Source organism: Planomonospora corallina (assembly GCF_042650625.1).
In the GTDB taxonomy this organism is placed as follows: Bacteria; Actinomycetota; Actinomycetes; order Streptosporangiales; family Streptosporangiaceae; genus Planomonospora_B; species Planomonospora_B corallina.
This window is the reverse complement of the sequence record NZ_JBHSBM010000037.1, coordinates 1-18,617: the sequence shown is the minus strand read 5'-3', so window position 1 is coordinate 18,617 and position 18,617 is coordinate 1. Positions and strand designations below refer to the sequence as shown.

Below are 18,617 nucleotides of genomic sequence, written 5' to 3'. Positions count from 1 at the left end.
AAGACGCTGATCTGGTTCTTGCCCGCGGCCTTGGCCGCGTACAGCGCCAGGTCCGCGTCACGCATGACGTCGGTGGCCTCGACCGACTCCGTGACCATGTACATGCCGACGCTGGCGGTCAGGTGCAGGGAGTGCCCGCCCACGGTGAAGCTCTCGGCGATGGCCTCGACCACGCGGCCGGCCACCTCGCCCGCCTCCTCCTCGGTGACGTCCTCCAGCAGGATCGCGAACTCGTCGCCACCGAGCCTGGCGAGGGTGTCGGCCTCGCGCACGATGGTGCGCAGCCGGCGGCCGGCCTGGATGAGCAGCTGGTCGCCGACCGGGTGGCCGTAGCTGTCGTTGACGTGCTTGAACCCGTCCAGGTCGAGCATGAGCAGCGCGTGCCGGGCCGGGGGGTAGCGCCGGGCGGTGGCCTGCTCCAGCCGGTCGGTGAACAGGGCCCGGTTGGACAGCCCGGTCAGCGGGTCGTGCATGGCGCGGTGGCTGAGCAGCTGCTGCAGGGCGTTCTGCTCCTCCAGCGCCCGCGACAGCTCCGCGGCCTGCTCGTCGAGCCGGCGGGCGCGCCGCTCCGCCGTGTCGGCGTTGGTGATCAGCCGGACGATCAGGAAGCCCATCAGCGCGGCGAACATGGTCATCGGCGCCAGGAGGTCGAGCGGGTCCACCACCGTCCCGGCCGGGACGACGAACATGAGGGAGATCGGGCCCGCGCAGGCCGCGACCAGGAAGGCGACGCCCCGGGCGACGGTGAGGTGGCCGTCGGAGGAGGTGTCCCCGGTCTCGGCCGCGGACGGGTGGAGCACGGCCGCGGCCATGGACACGAACCAGACCAGCCAGCCGAGGTTCTGCACGAGGTCGAGGGTCCAGGCCCCTCCGCTCCGCATGGTCACGACGTACACCACGTCGCTGGCGAACAGGCCCGTGAAGGCGAGGCTGAGCAGCCCGTAGGCGGGCCTGCGCGGGCCGTGGGTGAACCAGAGCCGGATCACCATGAAGAGCACGGCCAGATCCGCGACGGGGTAGACCGCCGTCAGCGTCAGCCCGCCCTCCCAGATGTGCGGGACGCCCCCGTAGGGGTTGAAGGAGACCGTCCAGTAGACGAAGGCCGCCCCCAGCACGATGACCATGGCGTCCAGCGTCACGCCGACGTTCCGGGAGCGGACCGCGTTGCCCGGCAGCCGGTACAGCCCGGCCAGGAACAGCGGGTACGACGACAGATAGGCCGCGTCCACCCAGAGGGGGGCTCCCTCGCCGCCCGCCATGGACCACAGGCCCCACGCCAGGGTGGCGGCCGTCCAGACCGCCATGCCGGCGGCCAGCAGCCACCACGCCCCCGGCGCGGCGGGCCGGCGCACGAGCACCCCGGCGGCCATCAGGGACACCGCGGCGACCGGGAGGAGCAGCTGGACGGCCGTCAGGGACCCGTCCAGCAGCAGCACCGCGAGGCCCGCCACGAGGCCGAGTGCGAGGACCACGCCCCAGACGGGCGGGACGGGACCCCTGCCCCGGCCGCGGCCCGTGGCCGGCCCCTCGGCGGAGGCGTCTGGCTGCATGGTCTTCTCCTGCTGCGTCGGGGCGGTCGGGGCGGTGCGGGGGTCAGGCGTCGTAGCGGTAGAGGTCATGGGTGCGCATGAGGCCGATCAGCTTGGTCGGGTAGGCCGGGTCGGTGGCGTAGCCGGCCTTGGCGATCTCCCGGGCGAACCGGTCGGGGTCGCCGGTGTGGGCGAAGGCCGGCCGGTAGCGGCTGTTGGAGACGAGGAAGGCTCCGTGGTCGGCGAACGAGTCCGCCGCGGTGCGGTAGGTCCGGAAGGAGGCGGTGGTCTTCCCGCAGCCGCCGGAGCCGCACTCGGTGGTCGGGTAGTCGCGGCAGCCCGCCGCGTACCCGCCGGGGCCGCCGAAGCACTTGATGCCGAAGTAGTTGCGGTCCTGGACGGCCAGCTTGCTCTTGCCCCAGCCGGACTCGAGGATCGCCTGCGCCAGCGTCACCGAGGCGGGCACGCCCGTCTTGGCCATGCTCTGCCGGGCGGCGGGGCCGACCTGCTGGACGAACTCCGCCACCGATCCGGGGACGGTGACCTGGGCGGGGGCGGCCGCCGCCGGCGGCGCGGGGGCCGCCGCGGGCGCGGGGGCAGGGGCGGGCGCGGGGGCAGGGGCGGGGACCTGGCCGGAGACGCCCGCCACGAGCGTCAGGTCGCACCGGTCCACGGGGGCCGAGCGCACCACGTAGGCGTCGGGGACGTAGCCGCCGTCCACGCGCAGCCAGGAGCCGGTGGTCCTGACCGTGCCGCGGACCCAGTCGCCGGGGACGCGGCACTCGGCGCGGAAACTGGAGCCGTCGGCGAGCTCGCGCGACGCGTCGGCGGTGAGGGCGGGCTCGCTCCGCACGGCGAGGGGGGCGCCGCCGGTGCGGACCTCGGCCGTGCCGGCCTCCTCCCCGGTCTGCCCGGCCTGCTCGGAGGACTCCGGCGCGCCGGCGGGGGCCGCGGCCGTACGGCCGTCCGTGGGAGAAGCCGTGAGGGAGGGCGCTGCGGAGAGGAGATCGGCCGGGACGGGCCTGACGGGAGCCGGGGGCAGGCCGGAGGGGGTGGCGTACGCGGCGCCGCTGAGCGGCCCGACCGCCATGACCAGGCATGACAGTGACACGGCACCGGTGGTGAGCGCTCGGACCAGCCCGCGCCGTGAGGTCGGCTCCAACATAGGAATGACTCTCGGTGACCATCAGTGCGCGCCTGGTTGCGCTCCGGGTGCAGCCGCGTTGCAGACGCCCCGGCCGGGACGGCCGAACCTCCGTTAGGACCAGCAGAGCAGGGTTGATAACGTTCTGTTTGAGACAAATCGCTATAAGTGACGAGTCTCGGGGTCCTTGGGGGAGGATCCGGCGTGCACGGGGGACACGTAGGGGGCAGCATGCTGAACAGCGGTGGTCGTCTCGAACACACCGCCTCACACCCGGCCGACGCCGTCGAGACCACGCGGGCGGTCCTGGGCCTCCTGGGCGAACGGCTGCGCGGATCCGAGGACACCAACGGGATGAGCGCCGACACGGCACTCATCGCCGGCCTGCGGAGCGTGCCCGGCGTGCTCGGCGCCGGGCTGCGGCCCGCCGACTCCACCCCGCCCGGCCAGGGCGAGCGCCTGTGGCCCGCCGGGCCCGGCCGCATGCTCGCCGTGACGCTGGAGCCGGGGCTCGACGGCCACGGCGTCCCCGAGGCCCTCGCCTGCCTGGCCGCGGCGCTGGACGCGACGTGGCGCCGGGACGCGGAGGCCCGGGCGGACGCCCCCTCCCAGAGCGAGACGCTCGCCGCGGCCAAGACGGAGTTCATCTCCACCGTCGTCCACGACCTGGCCACGCCGATCACGCCGATCCTCGCCTACTCCGGCCTGCTGGCCGACCCCGAGACCGGCCCGCTCACCGACGACCAGCGCGAGTTCGTGAAGGTCATCGAGCGCAACGCCGTACGGCTCTCGGAGCTCCTCAACGACCTGCCGCTGCTGGCCGACCCCTCCGCCACCGAGCCGGAGCTGCGGCCGGAGCGGATCGACCCGATGGAGATGGTCCGCGAGGTCGTCGCCCAGTTCCGGCCCGGCGCCCTGCACGCGGGCGTCTCCCTGCGCTACCACGCCCGTCCCGGCCCCGCGCTCAGCTGCAACGCGGTCCGGGTCCGCCGCATGCTCGACATCCTGCTGACGGCCGCGATCACCCGGGCCGGGCCGGGGGACACCGTCGAGATCGAGCTCCGGCCCACGGTCGACGGCTGGCTGATCGAGATCGCCTGCGCCGTCTCCGGGCAGGAGGCGAACGTCACCGACCAGGCCGGCCGGGGCGAGGACCCGGCCGGCGAGAAGGCCTGGCCGAGGCTGGGCATGGCCCGCGCCATCGTCGGCATGCACGGCGGCACGCTCCAGCTCAGCGAGAACGGGACGAAACGATCAGAGGTGCGCGTGGAACTTCCCTGGGAACCGGTCCTCGAGAGGCGGGAGACCCGATGAGCCGCCTCCTCGTCGTCGAGGACGACGCCGACACCCTGACCGCCATCCAGGTGCTCCTCGGCCACAGCGGGCACGAGGTGATCCCCGCGACGGACGGCCGCAGCGGCCTGCGCCTGCTCCACCAGCACAAGCCGGACGCGCTGATCCTGGACATCGGCCTGCCCATCATGGACGGCTGGCAGGTCCTGGAGCGGGTCCGGGACATCAGCGACCTGCCGATCCTGATCCTCACCGGCCGCGGCCAGGAGCGGGAGAAGGTGCGGGGCCTGCGCGCCGGGGCCGACGACTACCTCGTCAAGCCGTTCTCCCGGGGAGAGCTCACCGCCCGCGTCGAGGCGCTGCTGCGCCGGGCGGGCACCGCCTCCTGGGCCGAGGACATCTACGACGACGGGCTCATCCGGGTGGAGCCCGCGACGAGGACGGTCTTCGTGGAGAACGAGGAGGTGCACCTGACGCCGACGGAGTTCCGCCTGCTCAACACGCTCGTACGGCACGCGGGCAACGTGCTGAGCTCCTCCCAGCTGCTCTCCCTGGTCTGGGACGACCCCACCGGCCTCAGCCCGGAGCGGGTGAAGTTCGCGATCCTGCGCCTGCGCCGCCGGCTCAGCCCCGACACGTCCAACTCGCCCATCGAGGCGGTCCGGGGCGTCGGCTACCGCTACCGCCCGCCGGCCCAGCGCCAGGACGGCAAGGACACCCTCTCCTTCCGCCGCTGACCAGTGGGGCGCCGCCGGCCGGCGGCGGCCCGCGAGACGGGGTCCGGGCGCACCGGCCGGTCTCCGGAAGGGCGCTCCGGCCGGTCTCCGGAAGGGCGCTCAGGATGTCAGTGCCCGCGGTGGTCCGCCTCCTGTCGTCCGGGCGCCGGGCCCGGCTCGCGGGGAGCCCCGGCGGGCGCGCCGGTCTCGTCGCCCTCCGTCCTGAGCTTGGTCGCGCACGTGGGGATCCGCACCGTCACCGTCGTGCCCTCGCCCTCCCGCGACCGGAGGTCGAAGGTGCCGGAGTGGTTGGCGACGATGCTGCGCACGATGGACAGGCCGAGCCCGGTGCCGGGGATCGACCGCTCGGTGGCGTTGGAGGCGCGGAAGAAGCGGGTCTCCATGCGCTGCAGCTCGTCGGCCGGGATGCCGATGCCGGTGTCGGCGACCCGCAGCACGGCGTGGCCCTCCTCCAGCGTCACGGTGACGTCCACCCGCCCGCCGGCGGGGGTGAACTTCACCGCGTTGGCCAGCAGGTTGACCAGGGCGCGGTCGAGCTGGTTGGGGTCGCCGTCGACCAGGAGCCGCTCCGGGCGGCAGGCGACCTCCAGCGCGACCCGGCCCTCCTCGGCGGCCTTGCGCACGGAGGCGACGGACTCCCGGGTGACGGCGCACAGGTCCGTCTCCTGCTTGACGGTGCGGAAGGAGCCGGACTCGATGCGCGAGAGCGTCAGCAGGTCCTCGATGAGCAGCCGCAGGCGCGTGGTGTTGCGGTCGATCGCCTGGAGCATCTGCTCCTGGACCGGGTTGAGCTCGCCGGCCTCCTCGTCACACAGGATCTCCAGGTAGCCGGAGATGCTGGTCAGCGGGGTGCGCAGCTCGTGGGAGACGGCGGACATGAAGTCGGTCTTGGCCGCGTCCAGCGCCCGCAGCTCCTCCACCAGCTCCCGCTCCCGGCCGTAGAGGCGGGCCTGGTGCAGGGCGCGGCCCAGGTCGGTCCCGACGCTCTTGACGGCCTCGATCTCCTCCGTCCCCCAGGGGCCGCGGGAGTCACGGGTGACCAGGATCGCGCCGAGCAGCTCGCCGCCCGTGCCGAAGGGCGCGAACAGGTACTGCGTGTCGCCGAGCGCGCGCAGGGCCCGGGCCGCGGCCTCGGGGACGTGGCCGGGCGGGTCCACGGTGGAGCCGCTGGAGGCCGCGCTCTCCGCGTAGAGCCGCTCGGCCTGCTCGGAGGGGGCGGGCAGCAGGGCGGTGGTGCCCGCCTCGACGAGCCCGCCGTCCGACCACTGCAGCTCGGCCGGGCCGATCTCGCCGTCCCGGACGAGCTGGATGAACACCTGGTCGGCGGGGAGCCGGGCGCCCAGCAGCGAGGCGGCCTCGCGGACGATGTCGTCGACGTCGAGGGTCTGGCGGATGCGCCCCGCCGTCTCGTACACCACCTCGGCCAGCCGGACGCGCTCCCGCTCGGCCCGGCGCAGCCGCTCGCTCTCGTCGGCCAGCATGTTGATGGCCGAGCCCAGCCGGCGGATCTCGACCGGTCCTCCGGTGGCGGGGGCCCGCGCCTCGTGGTCGCCGGCGGCCAGCCGGTCCAGGGTGCCGCGCATGGCGTCCAGCGGGGGCACGAGCACCCGGTAGGTCCGCACCGAGGCGAACAGGGCCAGGGCGATGGCGACGAGGGCGAAGGCGGCCGTCCCCGCCAGCGCCAGCAGGCGCTGCCGCTCGCTCTCCTGGACGAGCGTGTCGCTCCTGCCCCTCAGGTAGGTCTCCAGGTCCTGAGCGGCGGCCACGACCTGCTCGTAGAGCCGCTGGTGCTCCCGGACGTAGCGGGCCGTCTCGTCGCGGTCGTCCCGGTCCACCTCGCCGGCCCGGTCGGCGTGGGCGGCCCAGGCGAGGAAGCGGCGCTCCAGCTCGGCGGTGAGCCTGCGCTCCTCGGGCGTGTCCGCCCGCGCGACCAGGACCTCCAGGAGCGACCGGGCGCTCTCGCGGGACTGCCGGTAGTACTCCTCGGACTGCCCGAACAGCAGGTGGTTGCTCAGGCCCCGGGCGGCCTCGTTCATCTCCACGGTCATCTTGAGGTTGTTCACCCGGACCGGGGCGTTGTGCTCGACGATCCGGTCCAGCGCGGCGCTGTGCCGTACCGACTCGACCGCGCCGACGACGCCGCCCAGCAGGACGAGGGAGACCAGCAGCACGAAGGCACTGCGCAGGGTGCCCGCGACACTGCGGTCGGACCACTTCATCGCTGCTCGCCTCCCATGGACCCGCCCCGCCCTCCCGTGGGCCCGCCCTGGGCGGAGAACCCCTCCCGCGTCATTACCCCCCAGACCTGCTGTGTACGGCGCAGCGCCGCGAGGATCCCCTGCGCCCCCCACCAGGCGTTGAACTGCCGGTACCCGAAGTTCTCGAAGAGGGCCGCCAGGGCGGCGGCGCCCAGGTCGCGCCAGCGGCCGTAGCGGTGGAAGGCGTACTCCTCCACGGCCAGCGCCACGAAGGCCACCAGGAGCGAGTAGCCGTACGAGGCGAGCATGACCGCGACGGCGAAGGGGATGTCGACGGCGCCGACCAGCACGCCGAGGGGGACCAGGACCAGGCCGCTCAGGCTGACCAGCGGGGCGAACAGCTCGAAGACCACGTAGTACGGCAGGGCGATCAGCCCGATCCGCCCGTAGCGGGGGTTGGCGAACATCGTGCGGTGCTTCCACGCCAGCTCGGCCAGTCCGCGCGACCAGCGGCGGCGCTGCCTGCCCAGCACGGCGAGCGTGGACGGCGCCTCGGTCCAGGAGACCGGTTCGGAGACGAAGACGATCCGGTAGTCGCGGCCCTGCTCGCGCATGTGCCGGTGGAGCCGGGTGACCAGTTCGGCGTCCTCGCCGATGGAGCCGGGGTCCAGGCCGCCGACCTCGACGACGACGTCCCGCCGGAACAGCCCGAACGCCCCGGAGATGATCAGCAGGCCGCCCAGCCGCGACCATCCGGTACGGCCCAGCAGGAACGCGCGCAGGTACTCGATCACCTGGATGCGGACCAGCCACTGGCGCGGCATGCGGACCTTGGCGACCCGCCCGCCGATGACGTCGCAGCCGTTGGCGATGCGGATCACCCCGCCGGTGGCGATGACGCGCAGCGGGTCGTCGGTGAACGGCTTCGCCACGGACAGCAGCGCCCCCGCGTCCAGGATCGAGTCGGCGTCGACCATGCAGACCAGGGGGTGGCGGGCGAAGTTGACGCCCACGTTGAGCGCGTCGGCGCGGCCGCTGTTGGCCTTGCGGACGACCAGCAGGGTCTGCGAGCCGCTGGCGGGCACGTGGACGGAGAGCACCCGGCCGCGCGTCGGGATGTCGTCGGGCACCACCCTGGGGACCCTGACGAGGTCGTACTCCTCGCGCAGCCGGTCGAACGTGCCGTCGCGCGAGCCGTCGTCGACGACGATGATCTCGAAGCTCGGGTAGCGCATGGAGAGCATCGCGCGCACGGCCTCGACGATGCCCGCCTCCTCGTTGTAGGCGGGCATGATCACGCTGATGGCGGGGTTGAGCGGGTTGGCGTAGACGTCGTCGGCGCCGGCGAAGGCCACCCGCCGGTGGTAGTGGACGGAGTCCCAGGTCGCCAGCGCGATGAGCACCAGGTAGCTGGTGTTGACGCACAGGAAGTAGACCATCACCACGCCGCTGAAGGCCGCCAGCAGCCACCGCACGCCGTCCGCGAGCGTCTCCAGGGCGCCCGGCAGGCTCGCGCCCGCCGCCGCGGCGGCGAGCGCGCCCGCGCTCATGGCGCCGCGGCCGGCCTCAGCGGACGCCCCTCGGCCAGGTCGAGGACGGCCAGTGCCTCCTTGGCGTGGCCGGCGGCCCGCTTCCCCATGGTCCCGGCCGCGGCCTCCTCCAGGACGTCCCTGGCCGGCCCGCCGAGCCGGGTGAGCGAGCGTGCGGCGTTGTGCGCGACCCGGTAGTGGTGGTCGGCCAGCAGGCCGCGCAGCGCCGGGACCCCGCCGGCCGCACCGATGTCCCCCAGCGCGCTCGCCGCCTCCGCGCGCACGGCCGTCGGGTGGATGAGGCTGGTGGCGCCGGCGAGCGCGTCCAGGCAGGCCGGCGTGCCCAGCCGGCCGAGCGACGCGGCGGCCCGGGCCCGCACCTCGGTGGAGGGGTCCATGGTCAGCGCGCGGATCAGCGCCGCGACGGAGCCGACGGAGCCGATGACCCCGAGCACTTCCGCGGCGATGGCCCGGACCGCAGGATCGGGGTGGGCCATCGCCTTGGCCAGGGCGGGCCGGGCCGCCGGGCCGATCCTGATCAGCGCCTGGGCGACCACGTCGGAGGGGATCCGCCCGCCGGACAGGCTGCGCAGCAGCGGGGCGGCGGCCTGGGGCTCGCCGATCCGGCCCAGCGCCCGCGCGGCCGAGGTCCGCACCTCGGGGTGGCGGTCCGTCAGCAGGCCGACCAGGGCTCCGACGGCCTCGGCGTGGTGCAGGAGCCCCAGCACGTTGGCCGCCCGGGCCCGCCGTACCGCGCCGCGGCGCGACAGGTCGGCCAGGGCGGAACGGGCGGCCCCCCGCTCCTGGAAGAGCCTCGCCAGCGCGGCGTTGCCCTGCCCGCTGACCTTGCCGAGCAGGGAGACCGCGCTGGCCTGCACCACCAGCCAGCGGCGCCGGTCCATGGCCGCCAGCCGCCGGAGCGGCTCGTCGACGTCGTCCTCGTCGCCGGCGGTGAGCCGGAGCAGCAGGGGGCGGACCTCGGCGGCGATCCGCGCGTCGCGACGGGTCCGCAGGCGGCGCAGGAGACGGCCCGTGACGATCACCACGCCCAGCACGGCCACCGCGGCCAGCAGCAGCGCCAGGGTGACGGTGACCAGGCGGACCGTGTCCACGGTCACGTCCTCGCCCGGGTCAGCACGGACTGCACCCGGTCGGCCAGCACCCTCGGGCTGAACGGCTTGACGATGTAGTCGTCGGCGCCGGCCGCCAGCCCGACCGACACGTCGCGCTCCTGGGCCCGCGCGGTCAGCAGGATGATCGGCAGCTCCGCGGTCTGCTGGTCCTTTCGCAGCTCACGGCAGACGTCGATGCCCGACATGCCGGGCATCATGACGTCCAGCAGGACGATGTCGGGCGCCTGGTCGTGGGCCTTGCTCAGCGCGGAGCGGCCGTCCCCCACGGGGACGACGGTGTGACCGATCTGCTCCAGCTTGAAGACGATCAGGTCGCGGATGTCGGCGTCGTCTTCTGCGACGAGGATGGTGGCCATCGCCTCAGTTCACCTCCCACAGTGAGTCCACGGCTTTCTTGACGTCCGCGCGCCGGAACGGCTTGGGGAGGACGGCGTCGGCGTTGATGTCGAGGAGGTCCTCGGCGTCGAGGACCGACGTGACGACGATCCTGCAGTCACGGGTGCGCGGGTCCGCCTGCAGGGCGCGGGCCACCTGCCTGCCGTCGATGCCGGGCAGGCGTATGTCGAGGACGACCAGGTCGGGCGGGTCGGCGACGGCCAGGAGGAACCCGAGCTCGCCGTTGTCGGCGGTGCGGACCTCGCATCCCAGGCCGTCGAGATGGCGCTGCAGGAGATCTCGGACGTCCTGCTCGTCCTCGATCACGAGTACGCGAGGCTGCACCAGCGTCCACCACCCGATCTTCGCCCCCTTGCCCGGGACCGCCGCGCGGGCGCGCCCGGGATGAGGTGCGAACCGGACCCCCCTGCCCGGACACCTCATTTCGGAATGTTACCAATCGAATTCACTGCGTGGTGATCGGGCGCCCCCGGCGGAGATCGCTCCTGAAAAGCACCCGGGTGGCAACTTCAGCCGGGCGCTTTCCTGCCGAATGTCGGAGTGGCGTCCCCGTCCCCCGCGGGGAACCGGCGTCAAGGGATTGACGAGCAGATTTCTCAACGGACTGAGGAGAGGCCGCGATGCGGGACTTCGAAACGATCGTCCAGATGGTCGATCCGCGCTGGATACGCGAGATGCGCGTGTTCGCCCTGCAGTACGAGGAGGAGCGGCACAAGGTCCGCTCCTCGTGGATCCCCGCCTCGGTGGACGACGAGACGTGGTTCGAGCTCTACCTGACCGCGACCAGCGTCGAGCAGGACATCGCGCTCATCTGAACGCGTGACGACCATGACCGAGAACGAGGACCTCGTCCGGACCGCACCACCGGACCCGCCCCGAACCACCCCCCGCACCGCCCCGCACACGATGTCCCGCCCCGCCGTCGCGACCCCCCTGGCCGACGGCGCACGCCCGGGCACGCTCCTGATGCGCCGCCGATTCGCGGGCCTGCCCGAGCAGGTGGGACAGGCCCGCCGTTTCGTGGCGCTGGCGGTCGGCGACCGCGCCGCGGCCGACCAGGCCGTCCTGATGACCTCCGAGCTGGCCACCAACGCCGTGCAGCACACCCGCAGCGGCGCGGGCGGCTTCTTCGAGGTCAGCGTCTACCTCGCGGGCCCGTTCCTGCGGGTGGAGGTCGCCGACGGGGGCGGCCCCGCCGGGACCCCGTCGGCGCGCGCCCTGGATCCCCTCGCCGAGCAGCTGCCCGGCGGCCGGGGACTGGCGATCGTGGAGCTGTGCGCGACCCGCTGGGGCCAGTCGGGCGACGACTCCGGACGCGTGGTCTGGTTCGAGCTGCCCCAGGACTGAGGTCCCCCGTCCCGCACCACCGCCGTCGCCCCGTCGGTGATCGGCCCCGGAGGCCACCGCGTCTCCCGCCGGCGCGAAGCACCCCACCACCGCCGTCACCGCATCGGTGGCGAGCCCCCATCGACCATGAGGAAGACCACCATGTCCCGTCTGCACGATCTCGGAGTCGGTAAGCGGCTCGGCCTGGCCTTCGCCCTGGTGACGCTGCTCATCACCGTCACCGTCGGCGCCGGCTGGTGGGCGCTGGAGCGCCAGGACGACATCTCCACCCGGATGGACCGGCTGGAGCAGGTCGAGGACGACATCCAGACGTTCGCCTACCACGTCGCCGACCTCACCGGCTGGCAGGGGCTGGTGGCCGCCGACGCCGGCACCTCCATGGGCGGCGAGGCGGCGGTCCGGCCCGGCTCGATGAACCGCGAGGGCCAGCTGGCCAGCAGGGACGCCCTCTACGAGACGCTGGAGAAGACCCACGTCGAGTACCTCACGGCGGCCGAGCGGGCGCAGTTCGACAAGCTCGAGCCCGCCTGGGACCAGTTCTTCGTCGAGGACGACAAGATCATGGAGCTGCTCCGCCAGGGCACGGTGGAGTCCCGCACCGCGGCGATGGAGAACATCAACGGCGGCCCGGCCAGCGACGCCTGGCTCGTGGGCGTCGAGACCTCCGCCGCGCTGCAGAAGTCCGTCAGCGAGCGCATCGCCGCACTGGAGGACGAGGCCGCGCAGGTCAAGGAGACCAGCACGCGGATGCTGCTCGGCACCCTGGCCGTGGCGCTGCTGCTGGCCGTCGTCCTCAGCGTCGCGGCGACACGCTCGGTGGTGCGCCCGCTCAACGTCGTGGTGGGCGCGCTGGGACGGGTGGCCCGCGGGGACATGACGGTGCGGCTCGGCCTGGGACGCCGTGACGAGCTGGGCCGGCTCGGCGACGCCCTGGACGCCACCACCGAGGCCCTGCGCACCACCGTCTCCACCGTCGTCGCGCACAGCGGATCCCTCGCGGCCTCCTCCGAGCGCCTGTCACGGGTCTCGGAGCGCATCGCCTCCTCCGCCGCGGAGGCCAGCGCCCAGTCCGGGGTGGTGGCCTCCGCGGCGGAGGAGGTCTCCCACAACGTGCAGGTCGTGGCCGCCGGCGGTGAGCAGATGAGCGCGGCGATCGCCGACATCTCCCGGAGCACCTCCGACGCCGCCGAGGTCGCCGCCGAGGCGGTCCAGGTGGCCGAGAGCACCAACACACTGATGGCACAGCTCGGCACCTCGTCCGCGGAGATCGGCGACGTCGTCAAGACGATCACCTCGATCGCCGAGCAGACCAACCTGCTGGCCCTCAACGCCACCATCGAGGCGGCGCGGGCCGGGGACGCGGGCAAGGGCTTCGCGGTCGTCGCCGGGGAGGTCAAGGACCTCGCGCAGGAGACCGCCAAGGCGACCGAGGACATCTCCAAGCGGGTCGAGGCCATCCAGGCCGATGTCGCCGGGGCGATGGAGGCCATCACCCGCATCAGCTCGATCACCGGCCGGATCGACACCCACCAGGCGGCCGTCGCCGCGGCCGTGGAGGAGCAGACCGCCACCACCGGCGAGATGAACCGGAACGTGGCCGAGGCCGCCACCTCCAGCAACGAGATCGCAGCCAACATCGCCGCGATCGCGCAGGCCACCGCCGTCACCACCGCGGGGGTGGAGGAGTCGCACCGGGCGGCGGCGGAACTGGCCGAGCTGAGCGGCTCACTGCGCGACCTGGTCGGCCGCTTCACCATCTGACGGGAGCCCGTGCCGGGCGCCGCCGTGCCCGGGGCCTGTGCCGTACGGCCGCGCCGCCCCGTCTCGGCGCGGGCTCCGGGCACGGCACGGCCGAGGGACCGGGGCCGGGAGCGCGGGCGGCCGCCGCGACACGGCGAGGCCGCCACCGGATCGTCCGGTGGCGGCCTCGTGGTTCCCGGGGGAGCGACGCCGTGGAGGATCCGGGCGGTCAGTCCCGCCCGGACGCCAGGCGGGTGCTGAGGAGGCGCGCCCCGGCGTAGACGCCGGCGCCCGTCAGGAGCAGCAGAGCGAAGACGAACCCGCTCGGGATGAAGGAGCCGTCCTCGCCGCCGGAGGCCAGGACGGGGTCGGCCTCGAGCGGGGTCGCGCCGGAGGCGCCCGGGACGAGGCTCTCCGGGGACGGGGTCGCGGTGGCGGCCTGCTCCTTCGCGGGCGCGGGCACGGGCGCGGGCACGGACGCGGATGCGGCCGGCGTGGACGTGGCGCCCGGCGTCGCCGGGGTCTTCTCGGCGCGCGTCCCGGCGCGCGTCCCGGTGGACGTTCCGGCGGACGTTCCGGCGGACGTTCCGGCGGACGCCGAGGAGGAGCCCGGCGAGGACTTCGAGGGCGCCTTCGAAGGGGTCGGCGCCGGGGCGGAGGACCGTTCCGGGGCGGCGGAGGTCTTCCCGGGGGTCTTCCCGGCGGAGGGCTCCCCGGCGGCCGGGGACTCCTCCGACTGCGCGGCCTCGGCCGTGTCGGGCCCGGTCACCAGCTGCCCGCTCAGCGCGGTTCCGATGGCGGACATGCCCTGGATCGAGGGAACGCCGTCCTGCGCCGCCCAGGCCCGGGTGGAGAACGGCATCGGGTAGCTCTTCGTCCCGACGCCCCCGCCCCACTTGGTGACGACGTAGTCGACCTGGATGTGGCCCTTGCCGCCGTTGCCCTCCACCGTGAGGGTCCTGGGGTCGAACTTCCCTCCGGTCAGGTCGGCGAAGGTCTTGGCGTCCAGATCCAGCATGACGCCCCGGTTCGACGGCTCGCCCGGGCCCCGGTCACCCACGAAGAACGGCGCCTTCCTGCCCTTGTAGACCACATAGCCCTCGGTCATCAGCGGCCACGACGGGGAAGCGGCCAGACCCTTCTGCATCGGCTTACCCGAGGCCGGAAGACCGGTGTCACCGTTACGGCCCGAGCCGTCGTCCCAGAAGTAGGACGCGGTCGTGCTGCCCGTGAGCATCGCCTTCCGGCTCTCGGCACTCGTGGCGGAGGCCGTACCCCCGAGCGCCGCAGCAGTCCCGACGACCAGTGACAGGCCCAGTGCGGCGCCCAGCGCGCGGCGGGCGAAGTCCGTGGTGAAGGTCATGAAAAGTGCGGATCCTTACCAGGCGGGGACAGGTCGTCCGGCCGGGCGGCCGGGGCAGGCCCTGCCGTAGCGGCCCACGTATCCCAGTAAGCCGGGGCGGCGTAGCGGAACCATTGCAGGAAAGGTGCATACCGGTTGCCGCAGCCGGGAATCGTTAAGCTCGCCGCCCTCCCCGGATCCGTCCCGCGGTGGTCCGGGCGGGCCCCTGCGGCGGTGCCCGCCGGCCCGGGGCCCGGGCCGGGGCGGCGCGCGGAACGTCACGATGATCTCTGGTTTCGGTCGCTTGGGTCGCTTCGGTCCGCTTCTCCCGGGGCGGCCGCGGCGCGCCCGGCCCGGAAGCGACCCTCGGACCTTCGGTCGCTGGTCGGTCGCTGACCTTCGGTCGCTACCGGATCCGCAGGTCAGAACCCTTGCGAAGGGAGATCAGCGACCGAAGCGACCCAGGGTCCGGGTATATGGCCGGAATTTACTCACGCGCGTGCGCGTCATAGACCCGGACCTTCAGTCGCTTCGGTCGCTTTTCTGGTTGCGAAACCGGCGATGACCTGCTGTTTCATCTCAGCGACCCGGTGCAGCGACCGAAGCGGCTCAGTCGCTGCGCCCCGGGTTCGGTCGCTGGCCTTCGGTCGCTGGGGCCGGTGGAGGCCCCAGGGCGCCGGGAGCGGCCGTCGCCGCGCCCGGCCACCGGCCCCCACCTCGCGGGATGACGATCACACGGCCGTCTTCCCGCGTCGGCGACGGCGTGTCCGCTAGCCTGTGCTGATGTTCGGATCTTCAGTCGCTTCGGTCGCTTCGGTCACTGCACCGGCGGCCGCTCCGGCGGGAGGTCCGTACGGTGCCGCGACCGTCGACCGCCAGCGACCGGAGGGGACGAGGTGAACCCGCCCGAGGAGGACCGCGACCGGCCCAGGCCGCCGGCCGGGCCGCCCGCGATCGCTCGCTGGTGCGCGGCGCAGGGCTGGCCGGTCCATCCGCTGGCCCCGGGGCGCAAGACGCCCGCGGGCAACTGCCGCGCCTGCCAGGAGAACCGCCACCCGCCCGCCGGCTGCCCCTGCGTCCCCGCCGGACGCTGGTGCCACGGCTTCCACGCCGCCACGACCGACCGCGGGCGGATCGCCGCCTGGTGGGGCGCCAACCCGGCTTTCGGGGTCGGCGTCGCCTGCGGCCCGGCTGGCCTGGTCGTCATCGACGTCGACGCCCACCCCGCCCCCGTGCCGGCCCGCGACCGGATCCTGCCGGGCATCCCCATCCACGAGCGGGTCGACCTCACCGGCCTGGCCACCGGCTTCCACACCCTCGCGCTGCTGGCCGCGCTGCGCGGCGCCCCGGACCCGGCGCAGGACACCGGCACGCTGCGCGTGCGCACCCCCTCGGGCGGCCTGCACGTGTGGTACCGCACCGACCGGGCCCGCCCGTTCCTGTGCTCCGTCGGCTCGGCCCCCGGCACGGGAAGGGCGCTGGCCTGGCAGGTCGACGTCCGCGCGAGCGGCGGCTACATCATCGCCCCGGGAATCCGGACCGCGGACGGCGTCTACACCCCGGTCGGAGACCGCCGCAGCCCCGCCCCGCTGCCCGGGTGGCTGGCCGGGGAGCTCATCCGGACCGGTCACCTCGACGACTCCGGGAGACCGGGCGCCCCGGGCCCGGCCGTCCCGGCGGCTCCGGTGGCGCCGCCGCGCGCCCGCCAGGCCGTCATCAGGGCCGGAGGCGGCCGGGACGCGGCCGCCCGGGCCCTCGACGGCGTGCTGGCCGAGGTCGCCGCCTGCGCGGCCGTGCCCGAGGGGGCGGGCTTCAGCGGCAAGCTCAACACCGCCGCCTACACCGCCGGGGGCCTCGTCGCCGCGGGCCACCTCGCGCGGGCGGAGGCCGAACGGCTCCTCACCGAGACCGCGGCCCAGGCCCGTCCGGGGCAGGAGCGACGCTGCGCCCAGATCATCCGGAGCGGCATGGACGCCGGTGCCCGCCGTCCGCTCCACATCGGAGGACGCGCATGAGTCCCTCACCAGGACAGGGGGGGTTCGACCCGGCCGCGGTCGCCCAGCAGATGCTCGACCTGGCGATCCCCGCGGTCGAGATCCCCTCCGGCGTCCCCGTCGAGGTCCCCGCCGGGGGCGGGGCCTCCGCACCGGCCCCGGCCCGCTCCGCCGTCCAGGTCACAGGGGAGCCGCACCCGCCGGCCGCCGGGCAGGAGGCGGTCACCGCCGACGGCCTGCTGCCGGACTCGCTCTCCGACCGCGGCAACGCCAAGCTCTTCGTCCACCTGTACGGCAAGGACTTCCGGCACGTGCCCGGCCTGGGCTGGTACCGCTGGGCGGGACACCGCTGGGAGCTCGACGAGAGCGACACCGTCGTGTGGGCCGCGGGGGAGATGGCCGAGAACATCGCGGTGACCGACCCTCGCGGCGTCTTCAACGAGCGCGACCTGCGCCGCCACCGCCGCCGCTCCCTGTCGACCTCCGGCATGAAGGCCCTGCTGACCCAGGCCAAGGCGGCCCCGGGCATGGTGCTCGGCGCCGATCTGCTGGACGCCGACCCGTACGCGCTGTGCACCCCCGCCGGCGTGGTGGACCTGCACACCGGGGTCATCACCCGCCCGGACCCCGCGCGGCACTTCCACTCGCGGTCCACCACCGTCTCACCCGAGCGCATGCCCACCCCCCGCTGGGAGCGCTTCCTCGGTGACATCTTCGGCACCGACGCCGAGGGCCGGCAGACGACCGATTTCCTGCACCTGCTGCTCGGCTACTCCATCACCGGTGACGTCGGCGCCCAGGTCCTGCCGTTCCTGTACGGCCAGGGCAAGAACGGCAAGTCGGTGCTGCTGGAGGTGATGCTCCAGCTGCTGGGCGACTACGCCGACGCGGCGCCGCCCGGATTCCTCATGGCCAAGACGTTCGACGGCCATCCCACCGACCTGGCCGAGCTGCACGGGCGGCGCGTCATCGTCTGCTCCGAGCTCAAGCCCGGCGACAAGTTCGACGAGGCCCGCGTCAAGCTGCTCACCGGCGGCGACAAGATCAAGGCCCGGCGGATGCGTCAGGACTTCTTCTCCTTCGACCCGACCCACCACCTGTGGCTGCTGGGCAACCACCGCCCCGAGGTGTCCAGCGGCGGGTTCGCGTTCTGGCGGCGCATCCGGCTGATCCCGTTCGAGCGGGTGGTCTCCGAGGAGCGCAAGATTGACAACCTGGCGCGTGTGCTCGTACAGGAAGAAGGACCGGGGATTCTCGCCTGGCTGGTCGACGGGGCGCGCCGTTACCTGGCGGGCGAGAAGGACCTGAGCGGACCACAGCGGGTGCGGCTGGCCACCGACGCCTACGCGGAAACGGAGGACCATGTGGGGCGCTTCATCTCGGAGGCGTGCAAACTGGATGCCGGTATGAGAGCCGAGCAGGCCCACCTGTACACCGAGTACGCGCGCTGGTGCGGGTTCGAGGGCGCCACCCCCGTCTCCGCCCGCGCGTTCGCCGCCCGTGTCCGCGAGGCCGTGGGACTGTCCTCGCCCCGGCAGATGGTCCTGTCCAACTCGCGCAAGTACTACCCGGGGATCGGCCTGATCTCCGATCTCCACGCCGAGGAGCAGCAGTCGTGAGTGAGCGGAGCGAGCCAACCATGGGTACGGCGGCGCCCACGCGGCCGACGGAGGAGGCCCCGTGAGCGCGTTGATCGACCCCGAGGACCTGGTGCACGAGACCGAGCTCGTCTGGCTGGAGGACATCGAGTCCCTCGACTACGTCCGCCAGTCGCTGGACCGGCTGCCCAGCCGCAAACGCAAGCCCCCCTACCACCGTGACGGCCGCATGGTCGGCTACGCCGTCATCGGGCCCGACGCCAAGGCGTCGGCCGCCTCCGGGACCTTCCGCCGCCGGGTGTTCTGGCTGCTTCCGCACGACCGCGACCAGCAGCCCGACGGCCTGTACGCCACCGGAGCGCCCTCCGAGGCCGTCGACCCCCGCACGGTGGCGCCGAAGGTCGCCGGGTACAAGACCGAGCGCTCCGAGGGAGGTCCCGCCTCCGAGGCCATGCTCGAGCTCGGCCGCACCCTGCCCAAAGCCTGATCCCCGGCTGATCCGCCCAGTCTGCCCGCCCGGCCTCCGCAGCCGGAGGGGCGTGCCGGTCCTGCGCCGTCTGACCGCCGTGTCAGGCGGCGTCGTGCTGCCAGGGGGTGGTGGCCAGCAGGGCGGGGACGCGGTCGGCGGGCACGGGGC

16 protein-coding genes are annotated in these 18,617 nt (G+C 73.9%); 8 read left to right on the top strand and 8 right to left on the bottom strand.

Features of this window, described 5'->3' with window-relative positions; genetic code table 11:
* The coding region (locus ACFOWE_RS26495; protein WP_377292456.1) for a diguanylate cyclase domain-containing protein at positions 1-1,550 on the bottom strand (1,550 nt) is incomplete at its 3' end.
* Positions 1,551-1,593: 43 nt separating this feature from the next.
* Positions 1,594-2,640 carry a sporangiospore maturation cell wall hydrolase GsmA gene (gene gsmA / locus ACFOWE_RS26490; RefSeq protein ID WP_377292454.1) on the bottom strand — a complete coding sequence of 349 codons (1,047 nt, stop codon included), beginning with the start codon at positions 2,638-2,640 and terminating at the stop codon, positions 1,594-1,596.
* Positions 2,641-2,904: 264 nt separating this feature from the next.
* Here gsmA and ACFOWE_RS26485 point away from each other — a divergent pair, with 264 nt between their 5' ends.
* Entirely contained in the window at positions 2,905-3,987 is a 1,083-nt protein-coding gene (locus ACFOWE_RS26485) for a sensor histidine kinase (protein WP_377292452.1), read from the top strand.
* Positions 3,984-4,703, top strand: coding sequence for a response regulator transcription factor (locus ACFOWE_RS26480; RefSeq protein ID WP_377292450.1), 720 nt, complete (start codon positions 3,984-3,986; stop codon positions 4,701-4,703). The genes ACFOWE_RS26485 and ACFOWE_RS26480 overlap by 4 nt, the downstream gene beginning before the upstream one ends.
* Positions 4,704-4,810: 107 nt before the next feature.
* Here ACFOWE_RS26480 and ACFOWE_RS26475 read toward each other — a convergent pair whose 3' ends face one another.
* From ACFOWE_RS26475 to ACFOWE_RS26455, 5 genes are read right to left on the bottom strand one after another with little or no spacing between them, the layout of a single operon-like run.
* The gene (locus ACFOWE_RS26475; protein ID WP_377292448.1) at positions 4,811-6,922 is read right to left on the bottom strand and encodes an ATP-binding protein; all 2,112 of its coding nucleotides are present in this window, start codon (positions 6,920-6,922) and stop codon (positions 4,811-4,813) included.
* Positions 6,919-8,451, bottom strand: coding sequence for a glycosyltransferase family 2 protein (locus ACFOWE_RS26470; protein ID WP_377292446.1), 1,533 nt, complete (start codon positions 8,449-8,451; stop codon positions 6,919-6,921). The genes ACFOWE_RS26475 and ACFOWE_RS26470 overlap by 4 nt, the downstream gene beginning before the upstream one ends.
* Positions 8,448-9,542, bottom strand: a complete 1,095-nt coding sequence (locus ACFOWE_RS26465) for a HEAT repeat domain-containing protein (protein WP_377292444.1) — start codon at positions 9,540-9,542, stop codon at positions 8,448-8,450. Before ACFOWE_RS26465 ends, ACFOWE_RS26470 begins: the two co-directional genes overlap by 4 nt.
* Positions 9,543-9,544: 2 nt before the next feature.
* On the bottom strand, positions 9,545-9,919 hold the full coding sequence (locus tag ACFOWE_RS26460; protein ID WP_377292442.1) for a response regulator transcription factor: 375 nt from the start codon (positions 9,917-9,919) through the stop codon (positions 9,545-9,547).
* 4 nt (positions 9,920-9,923) lie between these two features.
* The gene (locus tag ACFOWE_RS26455) at positions 9,924-10,283 is read right to left on the bottom strand and encodes a response regulator (RefSeq protein WP_377292440.1); all 360 of its coding nucleotides are present in this window, start codon (positions 10,281-10,283) and stop codon (positions 9,924-9,926) included.
* 296 nt (positions 10,284-10,579) lie between these two features.
* Between ACFOWE_RS26455 and ACFOWE_RS26450 the strand changes: the two genes are divergently transcribed.
* From ACFOWE_RS26450 to ACFOWE_RS26440, 3 genes are all read left to right on the top strand, one after another.
* Complete coding sequence (locus ACFOWE_RS26450) at positions 10,580-10,774, top strand: hypothetical protein (protein ID WP_377292438.1); 195 nt, start codon at positions 10,580-10,582, stop codon at positions 10,772-10,774.
* A 13-nt stretch (positions 10,775-10,787) separates the two neighbouring features.
* Entirely contained in the window at positions 10,788-11,306 is a 519-nt protein-coding gene (locus ACFOWE_RS26445; protein ID WP_377292458.1) for an ATP-binding protein, read from the top strand.
* A 141-nt stretch (positions 11,307-11,447) separates the two neighbouring features.
* A complete protein-coding gene (locus ACFOWE_RS26440) occupies positions 11,448-13,067 on the top strand; it encodes a methyl-accepting chemotaxis protein (protein ID WP_377292436.1) in 1,620 nt (539 codons plus the stop codon).
* Positions 13,068-13,275: 208 nt separating this feature from the next.
* On the opposite strand, the gene ACFOWE_RS26435 is transcribed toward ACFOWE_RS26440, so the two are convergent.
* Positions 13,276-14,409 carry a hypothetical protein gene (locus ACFOWE_RS26435; RefSeq protein ID WP_377292434.1) on the bottom strand — a complete coding sequence of 378 codons (1,134 nt, stop codon included), beginning with the start codon at positions 14,407-14,409 and terminating at the stop codon, positions 13,276-13,278.
* An 875-nt stretch (positions 14,410-15,284) separates the two neighbouring features.
* On the opposite strand from ACFOWE_RS26435, the gene ACFOWE_RS26430 reads away from it, so the two are divergent.
* The 3 genes from ACFOWE_RS26430 to ACFOWE_RS26420 all read left to right on the top strand — a co-directional run bounded on the left by ACFOWE_RS26430 (position 15,285) and on the right by ACFOWE_RS26420 (position 18,467).
* Positions 15,285-16,403: a bifunctional DNA primase/polymerase gene (locus ACFOWE_RS26430; protein ID WP_377292432.1), complete on the top strand. Its 1,119-nt coding sequence runs from the start codon at positions 15,285-15,287 to the stop codon at positions 16,401-16,403.
* Positions 16,400-18,001 (top strand): DNA primase family protein, encoded by a 1,602-nt coding sequence (locus ACFOWE_RS26425; protein ID WP_377292430.1) that lies wholly within the window; start codon positions 16,400-16,402, stop codon positions 17,999-18,001. The genes ACFOWE_RS26430 and ACFOWE_RS26425 overlap by 4 nt, the downstream gene beginning before the upstream one ends.
* 61 nt (positions 18,002-18,062) lie before the next feature.
* Complete coding sequence (locus ACFOWE_RS26420; RefSeq protein WP_377292428.1) at positions 18,063-18,467, top strand: DUF6009 family protein; 405 nt, start codon at positions 18,063-18,065, stop codon at positions 18,465-18,467.
* Positions 18,468-18,617: the final 150 nt, after the last annotated feature.